The sequence below is a fragment of the Mycolicibacterium parafortuitum genome (assembly GCF_010725485.1).
In the GTDB taxonomy this organism is placed as follows: Bacteria; Actinomycetota; Actinomycetes; order Mycobacteriales; family Mycobacteriaceae; genus Mycobacterium.
Map to the genome: position 1 here is coordinate 566,979 of NZ_AP022598.1, position 19,462 is coordinate 586,440.

General features: G+C 65.8%; 13 protein-coding genes. 8 read left to right on the top strand and 5 right to left on the bottom strand.

The features are described 5' to 3' along the window. Positions 1–6: 6 nt before the first annotated feature. The 6 genes from NTM_RS02480 (at position 7) to NTM_RS28765 (ending at position 9,737) form a co-directional block, all read left to right on the top strand. Positions 7–6,273, top strand: coding sequence for an SNF2-related protein (locus tag NTM_RS02480; protein WP_163765352.1), 6,267 nt, complete (start codon positions 7–9; stop codon positions 6,271–6,273). A gap of 831 nt (positions 6,274–7,104) precedes the next feature. Continuing rightward, positions 7,105–7,416, top strand: coding sequence for a WXG100 family type VII secretion target (locus NTM_RS02485; protein ID WP_163765353.1), 312 nt, complete (start codon positions 7,105–7,107; stop codon positions 7,414–7,416). After that, positions 7,416–7,700, top strand: a complete 285-nt coding sequence (locus tag NTM_RS02490) for a WXG100 family type VII secretion target (protein ID WP_163765354.1) — start codon at positions 7,416–7,418, stop codon at positions 7,698–7,700. The genes NTM_RS02485 and NTM_RS02490 overlap by 1 nt, the downstream gene beginning before the upstream one ends. Beyond that, positions 7,697–8,965, top strand: a complete 1,269-nt coding sequence (locus tag NTM_RS02495; protein ID WP_163765355.1) for a WXG100-like domain-containing protein — start codon at positions 7,697–7,699, stop codon at positions 8,963–8,965. Before NTM_RS02490 ends, NTM_RS02495 begins: the two co-directional genes overlap by 4 nt. Next, positions 8,965–9,345, top strand: coding sequence for a DUF6188 family protein (locus NTM_RS02500; protein WP_163765356.1), 381 nt, complete (start codon positions 8,965–8,967; stop codon positions 9,343–9,345). The genes NTM_RS02495 and NTM_RS02500 overlap by 1 nt, the downstream gene beginning before the upstream one ends. 191 nt (positions 9,346–9,536) lie before the next feature. Continuing rightward, positions 9,537–9,737: a hypothetical protein gene (locus tag NTM_RS28765; RefSeq protein ID WP_232079601.1), complete on the top strand. Its 201-nt coding sequence runs from the start codon at positions 9,537–9,539 to the stop codon at positions 9,735–9,737. A gap of 35 nt (positions 9,738–9,772) precedes the next feature. On the opposite strand, the gene NTM_RS02510 is transcribed toward NTM_RS28765, so the two are convergent. Further along, entirely contained in the window at positions 9,773–10,582 is an 810-nt protein-coding gene (locus tag NTM_RS02510; RefSeq protein ID WP_104862197.1) for a DUF1206 domain-containing protein, read from the bottom strand. Between the two features lie 125 nt (positions 10,583–10,707). Here NTM_RS02510 and NTM_RS02515 point away from each other — a divergent pair, with 125 nt between their 5' ends. Continuing rightward, positions 10,708–11,097 (top strand): hypothetical protein, encoded by a 390-nt coding sequence (locus NTM_RS02515; RefSeq protein ID WP_232079602.1) that lies wholly within the window; start codon positions 10,708–10,710, stop codon positions 11,095–11,097. Between the two features lie 97 nt (positions 11,098–11,194). On the opposite strand, the gene NTM_RS02520 is transcribed toward NTM_RS02515, so the two are convergent. After that, positions 11,195–12,553, bottom strand: a complete 1,359-nt coding sequence (locus NTM_RS02520) for an MFS transporter (RefSeq protein WP_163765358.1) — start codon at positions 12,551–12,553, stop codon at positions 11,195–11,197. 214 nt (positions 12,554–12,767) lie between these two features. Between NTM_RS02520 and ponA2 the strand changes: the two genes are divergently transcribed. After that, on the top strand, positions 12,768–15,236 hold the full coding sequence (gene ponA2 / locus NTM_RS02525) for a transglycosylase/D,D-transpeptidase PonA2 (protein ID WP_163765359.1): 2,469 nt from the start codon (positions 12,768–12,770) through the stop codon (positions 15,234–15,236). Here ponA2 and NTM_RS02530 read toward each other — a convergent pair whose 3' ends face one another. The 3 genes from NTM_RS02530 to NTM_RS02540 form a co-directional block, all read right to left on the bottom strand. Next, positions 15,237–16,706: a serine/threonine-protein kinase gene (locus tag NTM_RS02530; protein ID WP_163765360.1), complete on the bottom strand. Its 1,470-nt coding sequence runs from the start codon at positions 16,704–16,706 to the stop codon at positions 15,237–15,239. It lies immediately after the preceding gene. Between the two features lie 78 nt (positions 16,707–16,784). Beyond that, entirely contained in the window at positions 16,785–18,170 is a 1,386-nt protein-coding gene (locus NTM_RS02535) for a WS/DGAT/MGAT family O-acyltransferase (protein ID WP_163765361.1), read from the bottom strand. Between the two features lie 119 nt (positions 18,171–18,289). Continuing rightward, positions 18,290–19,348 (bottom strand): fatty acid desaturase family protein, encoded by a 1,059-nt coding sequence (locus NTM_RS02540; protein ID WP_163765362.1) that lies wholly within the window; start codon positions 19,346–19,348, stop codon positions 18,290–18,292. Positions 19,349–19,462 lie beyond the last annotated feature (114 nt).

Here is a 19,462-nt window from a genome sequence, read left to right on the forward strand (position 1 = left end):
GCGTAAGTGGGGAAATTCAGTGAGCGCGGTCAGGACTACGGCCAAGATGGTGGCCTGCTGCGTCTACGCCTGGTCGGCGACGTCTATCGGCTGCAACTGTTGCCACCAGGCTCACCAATGCTCACCATCCACACGCCGCCACCGGCTACTCCGATTCAGAACAAAACGGTGGCGGCGAAGGTTGCGCGACGCCGGACAGTTGATCGTCAATTCCACGCAGACAACGAGTACGACTGGTCAGCCGGCGGCGGCAGAGCGATCGGCTTCCTCAGGGACGCACGGGTCCTGCTCAGTGACCAACTCAAGGCCGCAGGCTTCGACGACCTCGAGTTGGTCGAGCTGCGGCTGCAAGGTGAAGAACTTGCCACGCTAGATGATTTCGAGGAACTGCTGGCCGTCGACGTCGCCAACGTCGACCGTATGCCTCACCAGGAGGCCGTCGCCCGACATGCGTTATCGCGTCTGCGTGGTCGCGCTGTCCTCGCCGATGAGGTCGGTCTCGGTAAGACCATCGAAGCCGGCCTGGCGGTCAAGGAACTCACCCTGCGGGGTCTGGCGAAACGGGTGCTCATCCTGTGCCCCGCTCCGCTGCGCGAGCAATGGCGCGAGGAAATGCACCAGAAGTTCGACCTGAACTTCGAGGTAGCCCTCCGCGGCCCCGATGTTCATAAGCAGGACAAGCTGATCATGAGCCTGCAGCTCGGACTTCGGTCAGCTTCGAAGCTGACCGCGGAACCCTGGGACATCGTCATCGTCGACGAGGCGCACCGCGCCGCCGGTGCCGGTGCCCGGAAAACCCGCGAGTTCATCACCTCTCTCACGACCACGTGTCGGTATGCCCTGTTCCTCACCGCCACCCCGGTTCAGAACGATCTGCTCGAGCTCTATCGGCTGGTCGAGCTGCTGCGCCCCGGCACCTTCACGTCTGTTCAAGATTTCAAGCGGCAGTTCATGCGAGGATACGACCCACGCACCCCGAATGATCCTGCGGCACTGCGACGGTTGATCAGCAGCGCGATGATCCGCACGACCCGCGCGCAGGCCGGGGTCGATCGTGTCACCCGCCGCGCCGTCGACGTGCCGGTGACGCTCGGGCCCCGCGAGCGTGAGCTCTACGCACTCTGCACGAACCTGCTGCGCAGCGTCATGACCGACCCCAGTGACACTATGCGCCGACGCAGCCTCGCACTCCGGCTCACGGCCAGCCCGTTCTCGATGGGGACCACCGCGCTGAGGATGGCCGAGAGGCATCCCGACCCCAAGGTGCGGGCAGTCCTTACCGAAGTCGGCCACCTCGCGATGGACATCAACGATTCCGCACGTGAGAACACCGCCGTCGAAATCACCCACAAGTGGCTTAAGGAGCACGGCCGAGTCCTGATCTTTACCCAGCACACCGACACCGTGACTGGTCTCCTTCGCCGCATGGAGGTTGAGGGGATCACCGCGCGCTCGTTCCACGGGTCGATGTCTGCCGGGGAACGCGCGGCCACGATCGCCGCATTCCGGTCAGGCGAGGCACCAGTGATGATCTCGACCGACGCGGGTGCCGAGGGCCAGAACCTCCAGTTCTGCAACTGCGTGCTCAACTTCGACTTGCCCTGGAATCCGATGCGGATCGAACAGCGGATCGGGCGCGTCGACCGCCTCACCCAGCCCAAGAACGAGGTGTTCATCGCGAATCTGTACGCGCAGGGCACCATTGACGAGAGCGTGTATCGCCTGCTCGCCGAGAAGCTACGAATGTTCGAGCTGTTGTTCGGCCAGGTCACCACGATCCTCGGCGAACTCGACGATTCGAAGTCGGCCAGCTTCGAAACTCGAATTCTCGAAGCACTTTTCGCGGACAACGACAAGAAGATGCAGAACCTTCTGGGCCAACTCGGCACTGAGCTGGCACAGGCTCGCGAAAGCGCCTCCACACTCATCGCTGCCGACAGCGGCCTGAGCAACTGGATGGCCTCGGCGTTCGAGCATCGAAAGGGTCTGTCCAAGGCGGGATCCAGCGACCTGGCGCCGGAGGTGAGTGAACGCGCACGTATGCGGCAGCGTCGAGTTCAGACCTGGACCCGCAATGTCCTCAAAGCCCTTGGCGCGGAGTTACTGCACGACACCGGTGAGGGCGATGGGGCTTTCATCACCGCGCAGTTCGACGAAGAGTACGAACAGGAACTCGACGGCCGCACGCTGATGCACCTCGCATTCGACCGCATCGGCATGGAGCACCATCCGGATGCCGAGCTGTGCGCCGTCGGCTCACCGGTGTTCGACGAGATCCTCGGGTTGCTTCGCATGCGTGGCGATATGCACGCAACCGTGCCGGTGGTTCCGGACGACATCGGTGACAGCCCGCTCAATCGCGCTGCCAACGTGACGTTGTTGCGTAGGCGTCTTGTCCCCTCGGGTTCGTGGAGCGGGCAGGCAACGTTCCGTGCGGCGGTGGGTGAGAGCGAGACGACAGAGCATCTGCTGACGGCGGACATCAACGGTCACCACGAAGTGCGGCTGCCCCGCAGACCATTGCAGGACGGCGAAACCCTTCCCGCGGCATTCGGTACCCCGACCGAGGTGATCGCTGCGTTCGAGAAAGCGGCGACCAGTCAATTGGAGAAGCTGCGGCGCGACCTGTCGGAGAAGGTGGAAGCCGATCAGGCCGCTGAGCTGACACGCATCCGTACCGGATACACCGCGCAGATTTACGAAGCCTCCTACGAGGACAGTGTCCGTCTGCAGCGCGCGTTGGATTCGGAAGAGAAGCGCCTCAGCCGGGTTCCGGACGTGCGTGCTCGGGCCAAGATGCTCGCACTCACCCTCGATGAAGATGACTGGCTGGTAGAGGAAACCTGGACCGGCCCCAACGACTCGGAAGCCACTTTGACCTACGAGTGGGAGGATCCGGAGCCGCCGCTGGTCGAAAGCGATGCGTCCGGTGACCCGATCGAGGTGCTGGCGTTGTGCTCGGACTCGCATTGCGTCGACGAATCGGAGACGCAGCAGTGCGAGTCGTGTGATCACGTGCTCTGCAGGGCCTGCGGTGAAGATGCCGTGTTCGCCGACTGCCCGGTCTGCGGGCTGGCTAGCTGTGGTGCCTGCCGTGCTGCCGGCGGCGGACTATGCCGCGGGTGCGCATCCCCGCAGCGGGTGCCTGAGTTGGACAGTGAATTCGTGATCGGTTGGCGTTTGAACGGCGGAGCTACCCTGCTGGTCGGCAACCGCGTTGCTGAACTGCACCGGCCGGACGGATCGGCGCACACTGTCGTCCGCAACGAGGACATCGATGACCCGAACCGGAAGCGGATGCGGTCATACGCCTTGAGAAACGGACTGCCACTCGACTGCGGCCTCGTGCTACGCAAGCTCACTGGGCGTCGCGATGCAGAGGACGGCACCCGTGCGCGGCTCAGTTCGACATCAGCAGTTGAGACAGAGTTCAGTATCGCGGCGGCGCCGGGCTCGGCCATTGATGCTGCAGCAGTCACCGACATTCCCAAGCTCGACGAAGCAAATGTAACGTCCGAACGCGCAATGAGTTTAGGGAAGCTGCTGAACAAACTCCGGTCGGACGCACCACCCCCGGCGCCGCCCACGGTGATGGTCACACGCCGCTCCAGCTTCACGGACATCTACCTCGAAGCAGACGGTCTCGCCAAAGAGATATCCATGGTCGAGGATGACGGCAGCATCTCCGTGGCCGATCGCCAGTTCGAACCGATCCAGTGGACGAACTCAACCCTCGACAGTCCAACAATCGGCCAAGCAGTCCTCGATGGGACACAAATTTCGCTGCAGGCTCGAAATGAGGCGGTTCTTGTTTCTTTGTCGGCAGAGGGGAAGGCACGGCCCGATAGATGGGCCGCATACCCCGATGGCAGGAACGTTGCTTACGAGATCTCCTGCTTCGACTACCTCAACTCGATCAAGATGCCCGGTGGAAGACTCGGCAAGCGCAGCAACGAAGTAACGTCCATCACTGAGCCGTTCCCTTCGCCGAGCGAGTGCAGTCTTGTCGAACGTGAGATTCACACCGTCGCGGAACCTGTCGACTTGGCGCCCGGATTCGAACTTGAATCACCTGACGATGAATCATTGAGCAGACTCGGACTCCATCCGAATCGCGCACTCGCAAAGGCGACTCACCCATTACCGACAGAATTGAGTTCCGCACTTCTGGCTAAAGCGAAGCGCCCCTTCACTGCGTCACTGCGCAACGGGTTGGAAGTCAAGGAAATGTGGCGTGGGCACGGCACCGCCGTCCATACGTACCGGACCTTCGACGGCAAGCCGCGCAGCCCACTGGGCCTGCCGGATAACGACTTCGGTGTCTGCCGCGATGGCCACTTCTACCCGGGCGGCACCGCGGCGCTGTGCCGCTCGTGTCATTCCTGGGCGTGCCCGTCCTGCGATGAGCTGGAGCAGCAAGCGCTGTCGGACTGCCCCGGATGCTCCGCTGCGGTCTGTCGCCGTTGCCTCGCTACCGGGTATACCGTGTCGGACACTGCCTGCGTGTTGTGCGGAGATCATTCATGCGCAGACTGCGGACGTGATCCCGAAGTCACTGCGTGCCCGATGTGTGACCGAACGGTGTGTGGCAACTGCCGGATTGAGGACACATGTCCTGCCTGCGCGCGCCTCGATGCCCCTGCCGATGACCAGCGTGCATCGCTTCCCTCCTTGCTGGCCCTGTCGGGCGTCGACCTCCGTATCGCCTCCGACACCGATGCCGATGTCGTCCTCATCAAGCGCGGTGACCTCTGCGAACAGGCCATTGTCCGCAACAACTCTGTCGATTCCTGGAAAGTATTCGGCAAGGGCACTCTTGACAACGCTGACCGATTGGCCTTGGCAGCGAGCGGCATCCTGAACGCCCCGGTCGTGCCCAAAGTGCAAAACCTCGAACCCGAAGCTCCCCTCGACGTGATGCGCTTTGTCGTCAGTTCCGAGCGCACGTATCGGCCGGTTTGGTCGGTCGACGCGTTGCAGGCATCGGGTACTGGAACCCAGGAATTCGATAGCCCCGTGGGGGATCTGATCCGCATCATCTCTTCAGAGTTTCCGCCGTCGAGGCAAGAGCCGACTCCGACGCCCGCCACGCCGCCACGGTTGGCTCGCGAATTCGCGGCCATGCCAACGACGCCGCCTTCCAACCTCGAGATCTCGTGGAAACGCTTCGGCTACACCATCGGCGTCTCCACCCAAGGCCTGTGCCGAACCATCGTCGAACACTCGGTAGCCCAGGAATCGACCGCAGAATGGGCATCAACAACGGCCATGCCGCAATGGATCCGCGACGACTGGGAGCCGCTCCCCGCGGTCCGGGCCCTCGCAATCAGCTACGGCACACCGATGGCCGAGGCCGCGATCGTCGAGTTGGCATCGCTGACTGCGCTTGGTATCCGTATCGGAGATCAGGCTACCTGGTATGCGATTAGCGGATCCGAGAGTGCGCCCGCAGCAACGGCTTTGTCTCGGTGGCTGGGCTTGGGTGATGCTGACGCGGTCAGCGTGTTCACTGACCCGCATCAGGTACGACTGTCCACCGTGACCAATGCAGTGCAGTCCTCCGTGACGGTAGATCCGATCGGCGCACTGAATAGTGCCCCCAGAGGTGGTACCGATGTGTCGGGGGCTGCGCGTGTGGCGTGGAACCCGCCGGTCGAGGTTAGGACACCGCAGCTGGCAAAGCTTCCCGATCGGGTCCGGATCAACCTGGCTCAGGCTTTCCAGCCGACGACCACTGGGAACCAGTTGGAGATCGGCGCACGCGTCGAGCAGCTCGTCACCGTCGAGGACGGTCACGACTGGCTGTACGAACGCACCCTAGCCGCCGGGCAGACGGAGGCCCGGCGAGTGAATGCCAGCACGGGGTACCTGTTCGATTCCGGCGCGATCGACCGAGAGGGCCACTTCGGCACAACCTTCGAGTCCTGCAGCTACTGCGGCGGTACGACCTGCGCCGTGTGTCTCGACAAAGCTGTTGCATGCGACAGTTGCGGGATCAACATCTGCAAGGGCTGCGTAAGCGAGCCGCACGCCAACCTCTGGCTATGCCCGGCGTGCACTGCGATGCGCCCTCCGACGCGCAGTGAGGCTCGCGAGCACGGCCGGCTTCTGTCAACGCGACGGATGCTAATCGGCACCGACACGCAGCACACGGTGGTCGTCGAACGGTCCAAGAACCACTGGACACGCAAGACATCCGACGGCGATAACCAGGTGATCGCGAGTCCATCCGTCAACGCTTTCCTGGATGATCGTCTGACCGCCAATAAGTGAGCCAATAAGTGAACGGGTCTTCTGCACGGATAGGTGACATCTGAGTCGGCCTGCCCGGATCGCCGTCGAGCGCCAACTCAACGCAACCCATCGCGCCTGCGATAGGCGTACTCGCCGACCGTCGAGCCGCCGAGTACACGACACTCCCGCGGTGTGTATTTTCACCGGCATGATTCCCAACTGGACCGTGGAGCGGTGCATGGCGCCAGGTCCTGCCTGGTGAGACCAAGCGGAGCGCCTGGCTCAGGCAGTGGGTGCCAGTGCAGCGCTGCGGCTACAGCCCCAGGTCGCTGATCAGATTCGCCCGCTCGCGCATCGGATCGCAGATCGTCCTCAGGGTCGTCCTCATCCACAGCCGGTTGTCCCTTCCACAGTCTCCGATGCTTGTCCTGCTCCACCTCCGTCGCTTCCTCGGCGGCCGTGTCGTCGCTGGTCTTCGCCATCGGCTTGGGGTTCCGGGTCCGCGCCGCCGAGTGCCACTCCGCGGCGGATGGCCTGGCGTCGGCGATCGGGGCGCACAACAACATCACCCCCGACGATGCCGCCGCGATAAACGCCGCATCCAGGTCGCCGGCCTGCTATTTCCCCATGAATGGCCCCGCTTGGCGGTGAGAGATTCCTAGAGCGCTGCGACCCGGAGCACAAGGGCTGCGGAGGTCGGTATTACCTTGGTTCGCCACGCCGGATTCGGGATTGTCATCGTCACGCCTGGAGCACAGGCGTTGGCGGGTGAATGAGACGGCCGCGACGGCTGAGGGGTGAAATAAGTGACTCGACCCCTGTCGCACCGCTCATAGACTCGATTCGACCGAATGCCGATTCGAGGAAGTCATGAGCCACCTGAAGGTGGACCCCGACGTCGCGTTCAGCACGTCGCGGTCAGTGATCAACGAAGCCGTGGAATTGCACGAGCAACTCGCCGGGCTGCAGCGCGATTGGGACAACCTGTCGCGCAGTTGGTCGGGCGCGGCATCGGCCGCGTACACACCGCTGTGGGAGGAATGGCTTGAGGGGGCGAATTCCCTTGTGGGCACCCTCGAAGACCTGTCCAGCAAGGTCGCCGCTGCCGCAGCCGAGTACGTAGACCGAGACGGTGGGGTGGCCGAATCGATCGATTCTGCCGCAGTCAATCTGGAGCTCTGATGCGCTACAGCGTCGAACTCGGGGAGTTGCTAGCGTTTGTCGACCGCCTCCAGGCGTTCGAACAGCACGCGGAAACCGTCCTGACCCGCGTAGACGGCCAGGTCGCCGACCTTCACCACACATGGTCAGGCGCCGCAGCGGCCGCACACCGCTCACGTCATAACGAATGGATGGCAGCAGCCACCCAGATGCGGGAAGCGCTGGCCGAGCTCCGTGCCACAGCCAACCGGGCGCACCTGAACTACACCGGCGCCGCGCAGCTGAATCTCGACATGCTGCGATGACGGTTCAAGAGGTCGACCCGCAGACGTTCTACGCGGTCGGGCAGGGTTTGTTCGAGAAGGCCGGCAAGCTCTACGACGCCTTCAACGTCAACATCGCGATCCTCGGCGAAACCGCGGCGATGGCAGGAACCGACGACACCGGTACCGCATGGGCAGCCTCGTACGACCAGCGCGTAAGCGAAATCCTCGCTGCAGTTAACGATCTCACGCGTGCGATGGAAAATTACGGTGGCGTCGTCATCCAGGCCGGGCACAACCACGCGCTGGCCGAGCACAACGCCACACCGGGCAACAACGGTCCCGCCCCAGTGAAGCCGCCTGAGCCCGTGAGCTCGGCCGGCATTTTGACCGCGCCACCCTCTGCCGGGGGGCCCGGTTCCGGCCTGCTCGACAATGTCGGTTTGATGCAGCAGGTCGGTGTTCCCGTCCCGGACGGTGACACCGACAAGGTGTCCACGGCTGCGGACGCGTGGGACCGCCTCGCCGCGGTGTACCAGACAACGACCGTCGCCGAGGGCCTGGGAGTGGACGCGCGCGCGTTTCGGGACACACGGTCGCCGGAGATCGAATACATCGTGCGCGACCTGGAGGAACTGCGAGACGCCACGTCAGCAGTGCTGGACGGTTGCGCCGAACTGGCCCAATCGTGCCAGGAGTACCGAACCGCGCTCGCGGATCTGCGGACCACTCTTGAAGGGATTCTGGAGGACCTCGCGGTCGAGCTGGCCGCGACGGCAGCCATCGGCATCGCGGCCTCGTTTGTCTCGTTCGGTGCCGGGGCGGTCGCCGCGACGGCTAAGGCCGCGCATTCGGTCACCAAGTTCGCCCGCATCATCGCCGAAGCCATTGGCGCTTGGAAGATCTCAAGAAACTTCAGCAAGGGTGTCAAAAGTGCCCACGACATCGCCGGCGTGCGAACCAAGCTTCAGCGCATCAAGAACCTGGGACGCAAGAGCAAGTCCGAGGAGAAGCCCCCCGTACCGACACCTCCCCCCTCTCCCCCGGGTGTGCCTGCGGGCTGGACGGCACGGCCCGCTGACAACGGCATGGGCACCGTCTATCAGCAGCCGGGATCGTTAGGAAATAGCAATTCAGTGCGAGTAATGGAGCCTGGGGCCGATCCTCGATACCCCAACGGCTATGTGAAGTTCACCAATGGGCACAATCAGCCAATAAATATCGATGGAAAGCCTGGGACACGGGCTGAAACCCACCTCCCCCGAGGTCCCGACGGCACATACCCGATCCCGAAAGGCTGGCCGTGATGGACCTGGGATTAAAAGGAAAACGCCTGCAGTCGGTACTTATCGACTACACGCTGCGTCTGCAGCTGTCAGACGTCTATTTCATCGTGATCGAGTCCCCGTTCAACCTTGATTTCGAGGGAAGATATGTGTCCTTGTCGCCCGAAGAGGATGCCGACGAGGACTTTGAGCCAATCCGCCTGCTGGTCGGACGGACGGTGGAAGAGGCCACCGCCGACGAGTCCGGAACACTCCGCATTCGGTTCAGCGACGGCACCCTACTTAGGGTGCCGCCAGACGAGGCATATGAGGCATGGAACGTTTCGGGACCAGATGGTGCACTGGTCGTAAGCACCCCTGGCGGCAAGTTGGCCACGTGGACTGCACGGCCCGAGTCATAGTTTCCGCTAGACCATGATTCGAGACGCATTGTCCCGCACCAGCACGACCTTCGCCCCACTGCACAGATGATCGACTACACAAAGCTTCCCACTCTCTCCGGTGTCTACCTCGAAGACAGCTCGACGCAGTGTTGACGCCTGAGAGCCCTGCTTATCACCCGCCACTCCCCGGTGACCAGTATTGCTACGCCATGGCGACCCTCAGCTTCCGCGAGGTTGAAAAGATCGAATGGCTTTCCAACTCAGAACGTCATTACACCGATGCGACGGGTGAGGAAGACCTCGGAAATATCGACGCTGTTGACGTGGACGGGGATTGGATCGTCGTGGAAGGGGATTGCGGACGGGTACGCGTCCGCGGTTCCCTGCCGTACTTCGAACTTGATAACTGAGCACCAGTACGCCTACATCGACTCGATAGCCGCCCCTACATCCGCGAATACCGCGTCAACGCAAAGCTGTACAACCCATACGCCGCAAACCCCGCCGCAGCGATCATCAGCAGCGCCGGACCGTGCTGCGTCTCCCCCAGCGCCCGCACCGCGGCATCCAGGCCGGTCGCCCGCGACGGGTCACTCAGGAACGACGCCCCGATCACCGACGCGCCGGCCGCGAACAACACAATGCCCTCGGCGACATGGCCGCAGACCCCGAGCACGGTGATCAGCAGCCCGCCCGGCACGGTGAGGTCGTTGAGGAACTTGCGCGATGCCCCCTTGTAGACGAAGTACGCGCCGAACGCCGCGATCCCGACGCCGACGGCGACCAGCACCGCTTTCCCCTGACCGGTCTGCATCAGCCGCGCGCTGAGGCCTTCGGCCCGTTCGCTGCCCTGCCGCCCGACCCCGAGCGCGAACTGCGCCGCGGCGAACGACAGCGCCAGGTACAGCAGCGCCAGCCCAAACGCCTTGAGCCGATTCACCAATGGCGACTCCCGCAGGTGCGCGTAACTGTGCTCGCCCGGATGCAGGCCCACGATCGTCTCGGCGATCCGCCACATCGCCAGCGCGAACATGCCGAACGCGACGATCCACAGCGACACCTGCCCACCCGGCTGCCCGGCCAGCGTCGCCAGCGCCCCGGTCTGGTCGGCCTCCCCGCTGAATCCCGACGCGATCCGCACGATGATGTACGCGATCAGCAGGTGCAGCAGCCCGTTGACCGGGTAGCCGGCCCGGGCGATCCACTCGATGGTGCGGCTCCCGGTGGCAGCGTTCACCGCACCTTTGAACGTCACCACACCATCCCCGTGTCCACCCGCAGCACCCGCGAGGCCTACCCACCTGCGAGTTTGGTGAAACCACCGCCGCAGCCACCGGAATCGAGGACCGCAGAGCTCCCGCGGTGGGCCAGAATGAACGGGTGACCGAACACCGGGACGACGTCGCGGTAGAGGTGCTGGGCAAGCTGTTGGCGCGCATCGACGCTCACAACCGGAAGGGGCACGGGCCGTACCTCGTCTCACACGCCTGGACCGACGGCTCGTCGATCCGCATCGTCTATTCCGCCCCGCCGTCACCCCGCGCCTGGGGACTGGCGCGCGACACCACCGAGTCCATCGTCGATCCCGGACCGTGGCAGGACACCGACGAGGCCGCGCTGTACTACCTGCTGATCGACTTCGACGAGAATCAGCCGAACACATCGCCAGGCGGCGCCGCCGATCCGGCTGCCATCTGGTGGTTCGGGCAGCCTCAGCCGGACCTGCCGCAGAAACTGTCAGACCTTCCGGACTCGTACCGCTACACCTAGACCACCCAGATTGCGCCCACGGCCGTGAATCCACGCCTGGGCACGACCCTCAGCTCAATCTCGACGCCTCGACGCCCCGCCGCGCCGAGCCCGAACCTCAGTCCCGCACCGCCACCGTGAACGCCGACCCCCGCTCGCGGTCCAGGTACGTCTCACTCTTGTTCTTCAGGAAGAACACGTACACCACCAGCGACACCGCGACGCACACCGTCACGTACCCGATGAACCACGGCACATGGCCGTGCTCCTTGGCCCACTGGTAGATCAGCGGCGCGGTCCCACCGAAGATCGAGTTCGCCAGCGCGTAGCCGATCCCGACGCCGAGCGCGCGCACGTGCGCCGGGAACAGCTCCGACTTCACCAGTGCGTTGATCGACGTGTATCCGGTCAGGATGATGTAGCCGCCCGCCACCAACGCGAACGACAAGAAAGCAGAGCTGCTTTCGGGCAGGAACGTGATCAGGATGTAGGTGTAGAACAGCGCGCCGACCCCGAAGAACACCAGCATCGGTTTGCGGCCGATCTTGTCGCTGATCAGCCCGCCGATCGGCTGCAGCAGCATCAGGAAGATCAGCCCGATCAGGTTGATCCAGGTCGCCGTCATCCCGTCGTCCTTGAACGCGGTCTTCACGATCGCCGGCGCGTTGACGCTGTAGGTGTAGAACGCGACGGTGCCGCCCATCGTGATCAGGAAGCACATCAGCAGCGGCCGCCAGTAGTCGGTCAGCAGCGTGCGCATCGACCCCGCACCCGGATCCGCCCCGGACCGGGCCGCCTCGATCACCTCTTCGGACAGTGATTCGTCCATCGTGCGGCGCAGCCAGAACACCACCACCGCGGCCACCCCGCCGATGGCAAACGCTATGCGCCAACCGAAGTCGCGCATCTGGTCGTCGTCGAGGAACACCTGCAGGATCAGCAGCGTGAACTGCGCGAGCACGTGTCCGCCGACCAGCGTCACGTACTGGAACGACGAGAAGAACCCGCGCCGCTCCCGCGTCGCCGCCTCCGACATGTACGTCGCCGACGTGCCGTACTCCCCGCCGGTCGCGAAGCCCTGCACCAGCCGCGCCAGAATCAAGATCACAGGCGCGGCCACACCGATCGAGGCCTGCGACGGCACCAGCGCGATCACCGCCGAACACAGCGCCATCAACGACACGCTGACCGTCAGCGCGGCGCGGCGGCCCCGCCGGTCGGCGAACCGGCCGAAGAACCATGACCCGACCGGACGCATCACGAACGTGATCGCGAAGATCGCGTACACGTACACCGTCGAGTTCTTGTTCTCCTCGGCGAAGAACTGGCCCTCGAAATACGTTGCGAACACGGTGTAGACGTAGACGTCGTACCACTCGACGAGGTTGCCCGAGGACCCGCGCAGTGTGTTCCAGATCGCACGCCGGGTCTCGGCCGGGCTGGACCTCGGAGCCGGGGCTGCGGTGTTCGTCGTCATATCGTCCTTTCCGGTGAGCGCTGCACGGCGGCCACCTGAGGCCCGCGACGCGCCCCGTCTGGCATGCGCACAATCCACAGATTCCCCCGCGCCGCGCTCGCGACGTGGAGCAGGCTACCGCGCCCCGATCCGCGACGGGAAGCAGGTTGGCGCAGAACAAGATCAGTTTCTCGAAGCACTCACCACGCCCCCCGAGCCCTTCTACGCTGGCGCCATGCGCGACCGCCGTCGGGCACGGGCCATCGCCGCCGCCAAACTTGCCGGCTGCTGCTTGATCGCGGGCCTGCTCGTCGCCGCGCTGGCATTCCCCCTCGTCGGCGGCGCGGGCACCGCGGTGCTGCGCGTCTCCAACTCCGCCACCGACGAGTCCGCCGACCTGCTCGGGGGCGAGGTGCCTGCGGTGTCCACGATGGTCGACGCCGCCGGAAACCCGATCGCGTGGCTCTACGAACAGCGCCGGTGGGAGGTGCCCGCCGAACGCATCGCCGACACCATGAAGCTGGCGATCATCGCGATCGAGGACAAACGGTTCGCCGAGCACAACGGCGTCGACTGGCAGGGCACCCTGACCGGGCTGGCGGGCTACGTGCGCGGCGACAAGGGCGTGCGCGGCGGGTCCACGCTGGAACAGCAGTACGTGAAGAACTTCAACCTGCTGGTGCGCGCCGAGACCGACGCCGAGCGGCGCGCCGCCGTCGAGGTCACCCCGGCCCGCAAACTGCGCGAGATCCGGGCGGCCCTGGCCATGGACAAGATGCTCTCCAAGACCGAGATCCTGACCCGCTACCTGAACCTGGTGTCGTTCGGCAACGGTGCATTCGGGGTTCAGGACGCCGCGCGCACCTACTTCGGTATCGATGCCGTCGACCTGGACTGGGGGCAGGCCGCACTGCTGGCCGGGATCGTGCGCTCCACCAGCCTGCTCGACCCGTACACGAACCCCGACGGGGCGCTGTCGCGGCGCAACCTGGTGCTCGACACGTTGATCGCGAACCTGCCCGACCGCGCCGACGCGCTGCGCGCCGCGAAGGCCCTCCCGCTCGGGGTGCTGCCGCGCCCGGATCCGTTGCCGCAGGGCTGCATCGCCGCCGGCGATCGCGGCTTCTTCTGCGAGTACGCGATGCGGTTCCTGGCCCGCGCGGGCCTGAGCGCCCGCGATGTGGCCCGCAACGGCTACCTGATCCGCACCACACTGGCCCCCGACATCCAGGCCGGCGTCAAAGCCGCGGTGAACCAGTACGCCGACCCCGACGACGCCGGGGTGGCCAGCGTGATGAGCGTGGTGCTGCCCGGCCGCGACGCCCACCGGGTGGTGGCGATGGCCGACAGCCGCAATTACGGGCTCGACCTGAGTGCCGGTGAAACCGTGCAGCCGCAACCGTTTTCGCTCGTCGGCGACGGCGCCGGATCGATCTTCAAGATCTTCACCACCGCCGCGGCGCTGGAGATGGGGCTGGGCATCAGCGCGCAGCTCGACGTTCCGCAGTCGTTCCAGGCCACCGGCCTCGGGGACAGCGCCGAACCGGGATGCCCGGCCAAGACATGGTGCGTGAAGAACGTCTCGAACTTCGGCGGCCGGCTCAGCGTCACCGACGCGCTGGCGAAGTCGCCGAACACCGCCTTCGCCAAACTGATCTCCCAGATCGGGGTTCCCCGCGCGGTGGACATGGCGGTGCGGCTCGGGCTGCGGTCCTACGCCGAACCCGGCACCGCCCGCGTCTACGACCCAGACAGCAACGAGAGCCTCGCCGATTTCATCAAACGGCAGAACATCGGCTCCTTCACCCTCGGGCCGTTCGAACTCAACGCGCTCGAGCTGACCAACGTCGGGGCCACCCTGGCCTCCGGCGGCATGTGGTGCCCGCCCAACCCGATCGACAAGGTCTTCGACCGGCACGGTAAGGAAGTCCCGCTGCAGACGCCACCGTGCGAGCAGGTGGTCCCCGAAGGACTGGCCAACGCGATGGCCAACGCGCTCGGCAAGGACCACATCAACGGAACCGCCACCGGCGCAGCGGGTTCGGTCGGCTGGACGCTGCCGATGTCGGGCAAGACCGGCACCACCGAATCGCACCGCTCGTCGGCGTTCCTCGGATTCACCAACCGCTACGCCGCCGCGAACTACATCTTCGACGACTCGTCGTCACCGTCGGGGCTGTGCTCCTATCCGCTGCGTAAATGCGGCGACGGCGACCTCTACGGCGGCACCGAACCGGCACTGACCTGGTACCGGGCCATGAAACCGATCGCCGAGAACTTCGGGCCGGTCGCGCTGCCGCCCACCGAACCCCGCTACGTCGACGGCGGCCCCGGCAGCGAGGTGCCCGACGTCACCGGGCTCAAACTCGACGCCGCGCGGAACAAGTTGACAGAGCTCGGGTTTCAGGTCCCGCCCGATCCGACGTCGGTCAACAGCGACTCCGCGAAGGGCACCGTGGTCGGCACGTCGCCGCGCGGGAAGACGATTCCCGGCTCCATCGTGACGATCCTGACCAGCAACGGCATCCCGCCGGTGGTCTACCGGCCGCCACCGCCGCCGGAAGCGCCCCCGCCTCCGCCGCCCGGGGCGCTGCCGCCGCCGCCCAACGTGATCGAGATTCCGGGGCTGCCGCCGATCTTCCTGCCGGGGGCGCCTCCGCCGCCCCCACCGCCACCGCCGCCATTGCCGCCGCCCCCGCCCTGATCAGTCGGCCGAGCCCCACTCCAGGGCGGGTTCGGCCGAGTCGACGCTGCCGCCGCTGGAGATCGTCAGCTGGTTGGGTTGCACGTCGTAGCGGGCCCCGTCGGATCCGGTGACGGTGAATCCGTCGCCGGAGCGGGTGGCGCCCTGGATCTCGCGGTTGGCGCCGTCACGCAGCCGCTCCCCGCGGTAGTAGTAGTCGCCGTCGCCGGCCTCACAGATGATCGCCAGCGACAGCGACGTGCGGATCAGCGCCGCGGGCGTGTCCCCGGAGTCGCATCGCGCGGTGTGCCCGACGAAGCCCTGCGCGTCGGTGCCCGACACCCCGTCGACCGCCGACCTGTTCGGCGACTCCGGCGACTCCGACGTCTCTGTCGAGGACTGCGGGGGCGCCGCGATGCGCGGCGGGGCCGGCTCCTTGCCGCCGCTGAACACCAGCACCAGCGCGAGGATCACGGCGGCGGTGAACAGCACCACGATCGCGCCGATCAGCGCGAGCTGTCCGCGGGTGAACCGCCGCGCCGGCGGTGCGGGTGGCGGCGGCATCGGCGCCGGGGTCGGGGTCGGCTGGGCCTGGGTGAACTGTCGGGTCGCCGGCGGGGTCGCGGCGGGCTCCGGTGCGGGTGCGGCGTCGACAGCCGCGAGAGCCGCGGCGGCGGCGCGACTCAGCTCCCCGGCGGTGGCGTAGCGCTCGGCGGGATCCTTGGCCATGCCGCGGGCGATCACGTCGTCGAACGCGCGGCTGATACCGCGGCGCATGATGCTCGGCCGCGGCGGCGGGGCGAACATGTGCGCGCTCCACACCTGCCGCACGTCGGCGGCCTCGAACGGGGCGCGGCCCGTCATCGACTCGTACAGCAGGCACGCCAGCGAGTAGATGTCCGAGGCGGGGCCGCCGCGTTCCCCGGAGAATCGTTCCGGCGCCATGTACGCGCTGGACCCGACGACCAGGCCCGTCGACGTCACCGATGCCTCCCCGCCGCCGTGCGCGATCCCGAAGTCGACCAGGTAGGCGAAGTCGTCGTGGGTCAGCAGCACGTTCTCCGGTTTGATGTCGCGATGCACCAGGCCGTTGGCGTGCGCGTCGTCCAGCGCCGCGGCGACCTGGCGCAGGATCGCGACCGCGCGGGCCGGCGGCAGCGGGCCGTCGTTGCGCAGCACCTCTTTGAGGCTGGCGCCGTCGACGAGGCGCATGTCGATGTAAAGCTGACCGTCGATCTCCCCGAAGTTGTGCACGGGGATCACGTGGGGTTCCTGCAGTCGCGCCGCGACGCGGGATTCGCGGCGGAACCGGTCCTGGAAGCTGCGGTCGGCGGCCATCTCCGGGCGCAGCAGTTTGATCGCGACCATGCGCTCACGCGCGGTGTCGTAGGCGCGGTACACCTCGCCCATTCCCCCGACCCCGATCACGGAGTGCAACTCGTACGGCCCGAATCGCGTGCCCAATCGAGCGCCACCCTGCGGGGTGCTCACATGCCATCCTTCCGTCGACGACCAGCAGCCGACGTCTAGGCTTCCCGCTTCGCGCGGACTCTTAACCGCCTCCGGGAATCAGCAGCGTGCCAGCAGGTCGGTCAGCTCGGCGTCGAACCGGTCGGCCAGATCCCACAGGTCCTCGACGAGCTGCGGGCACGAGATGATGCCGACGTTGAGCTTGTCGCCCATCGACATCACCGTGATGTTCAACCCGGAACCGGGGAAGATCGGCCCGAACGGATACAGGGCAGTGACCTGGGCGCCGCCGCTGTAGAGCGTCGTCGTCGGGCCGGCGACGTTGGAGATGATCACGTTGTGGATGACCGCGCGGCTCAGCGAGGTGTGCGACATCACCCGCAGCAGCCAGCCGAACATGTCACGCGAGATCGATTGCGCCAGGTCGACCAGCATCGTCGGGCCCAGCGAACCGCTGTGCTCCTTGGCGAGCAGGTTCGATTCGCCGATCGCGTGCAGCCGCTCCAGCGGATCCTCGATATCGGTGTGCAGGCTGCAGAACATGCCCGAGAGCTGGTTGCGTCCCGGCCGGTCGGACTTGCCGTGCACCGACGCCGGGACGACCGCGATCAGGGGTTTGCCGGGCAGCTCACCGCGGTCTTCGAGATAGCCGCGCAACGCGCCGGCGCACAGCGCCATCACCACGTCGTTGACCTTCACCTCGGCCTGATTCTTGATCTTCTTCACGTCGTCGAGGCTCAGCTGCGCGAACGCCACCATGCGCTCGGAGGTCAGCGGCGCGTTGAACGGCGTCGACGGCGCCGAGAACGGCGCGGCCATCGCCGTCCCCGACAGCGCGCGGGTCACGGTGTTGGTGATCAGCGACGCCGTCACCGGCACCACCCGGGTCAGCTGCCACGGCCTGGTCACGAACCGCCAGAGGCCGTCGGCGGCGATCTCCCAAGCGCTCGCCCCCTGCGGCGCCTGCACCGGGTCGGGCGGTGGCGCATCGGGTTCGGTGTCGAGTAACTGGGCCAGCAGGTTGGCCGCCGACACCCCGTCGACGACGGCGTGGTGCACCTTCATCAGCACCGCCACCCGGTGTTCGTCGTGGGCGGCGCTGCCACCCACCCCCTCGATCACCCACATCTCCCACAGCGGCTTGCTGCGCTCCAGCGGGGTCGCGACGAGCCGCCCGCACAGTTGCGCCAGCTCCTCGCGCCCGCCCGGCTCCGGCAGGGCGACCCTGTTCAGGTGCCGGGAGAGCTGGAAATCCTTGTCCTCCACCCACACCGGATGGTCGATGTTCAGGTCGGGGTCCTCGAGCTTGGTGCGGAACTCCGGGATGGCCGGGATCCGCGACGCGAGGTGGTCGCGGAACTTCTCGAAGGTGTAGCCGCCCGGCACGGTCGAGGTGTCCAGCTCGGTGATCGAACACACCTGCAGCGGCACCGTGGAGGATTCGCTGTACAACAGACCCGCGTCGAGGCCACTGAGGCGTTCCATGCGGCGGGCTTACCCGCTGTGACGACGGTCTCAAACCGCGCGCCCTGGTACCCGCCGAGACTCGGCTCACGGTCGTGAATCACGCGTCGATCACCACCGTCAGCCCAGGTTCGACGCGCTCAGGGCGCGTCCGGCAACGCCAACCGGTGGATGATCCGCAGCGTCGACCCGTACTGGTGGGCCAGCGACCCGGTCAGGTAAGGCAGGCCGTACTTCTCACACAGCGGACGGACCCGGCGGGAAATCTCGGCGAGACGGTTGCTCGGCAGGTCCGGGAACAGGTGATGCTCGATCTGGTAACACAGGTTGCCGCTGGCGAAGCCGAGCACCTTGCCGGCCTTGAAGTTCGCCGCACCGAGCATCTGTCGCAGATACCATTCGGCTCTGGTCTCGGTCTCGAGTACGTCGGCGGCGAACTTCTGGGTGCCGTCCGGGAAATGACCGCAGAAGATCACCACGTAGGACCAAAGGTTGCGCAGCAGGTTGGCGACGGCGTTGGCCTTCATTGTGCGGCGCCAACGCTTGAAACTCAGCGCCGGCCACAGCACGTAGTCCTTGACACCCTGGCGGGCGATCTTGCCGCCCAAGAGTTTGAGCTGAGCCAGTTTCTCCGCCCGGGGACGGCCCAGGTCGACCCCGTGCAGTGCAATGCCCCACTCGAACGTCAACGCCAGCAACAGGTTCTGCAGCGGCTGCAGCAGGTAGCCGCGTCGCCACGGCTGGTCGGTGGTCACCCTCATCACGCCGAAACCGAGGTCGTCATCCTCGCCGAGCACGTTGCTGAACACGTGATGTCGGTAGTTGTGCGACTTCTTCCACTGCGACGAGACCGCGACCATGTCCCACTCCCAGGTGCTGGAGTGGATCTCCGGGTCGTTCATCCAATCCCACTGCCCGTGCGAGACGTTGTGGCCGATCTCCATGTTCTCCACGCTCTTGGCGAACCCGAGCGCGGCGGTCCCCAGCATCCAACCCGCCGTCGAACGGGTGGTCGCGATGATGAGCCGCGCCGCCACGTCGAGTGTCCGTTGGAACGAGATGGTGCGTCGGATGTAGGCCGCATCGCGGGACCCCAGGGACTCCTCGATGTCGGCTCGGATCGAATCGAGCTCGCGCCCGAGACTTTCGATGTCTTCGGGGCTCAGATGCGTGTATCGGGCGATATCGGTGATGGCCATGGCGGGTCCTAGCGTCGATCCAGCTGAAGGGCGCCGTTACAGACCCTGAAACCGAAAGGGATGAGAAACCGGTCGGCGGTGGCGTAGCGACAAGCGTTATCACGCCGACGGGTT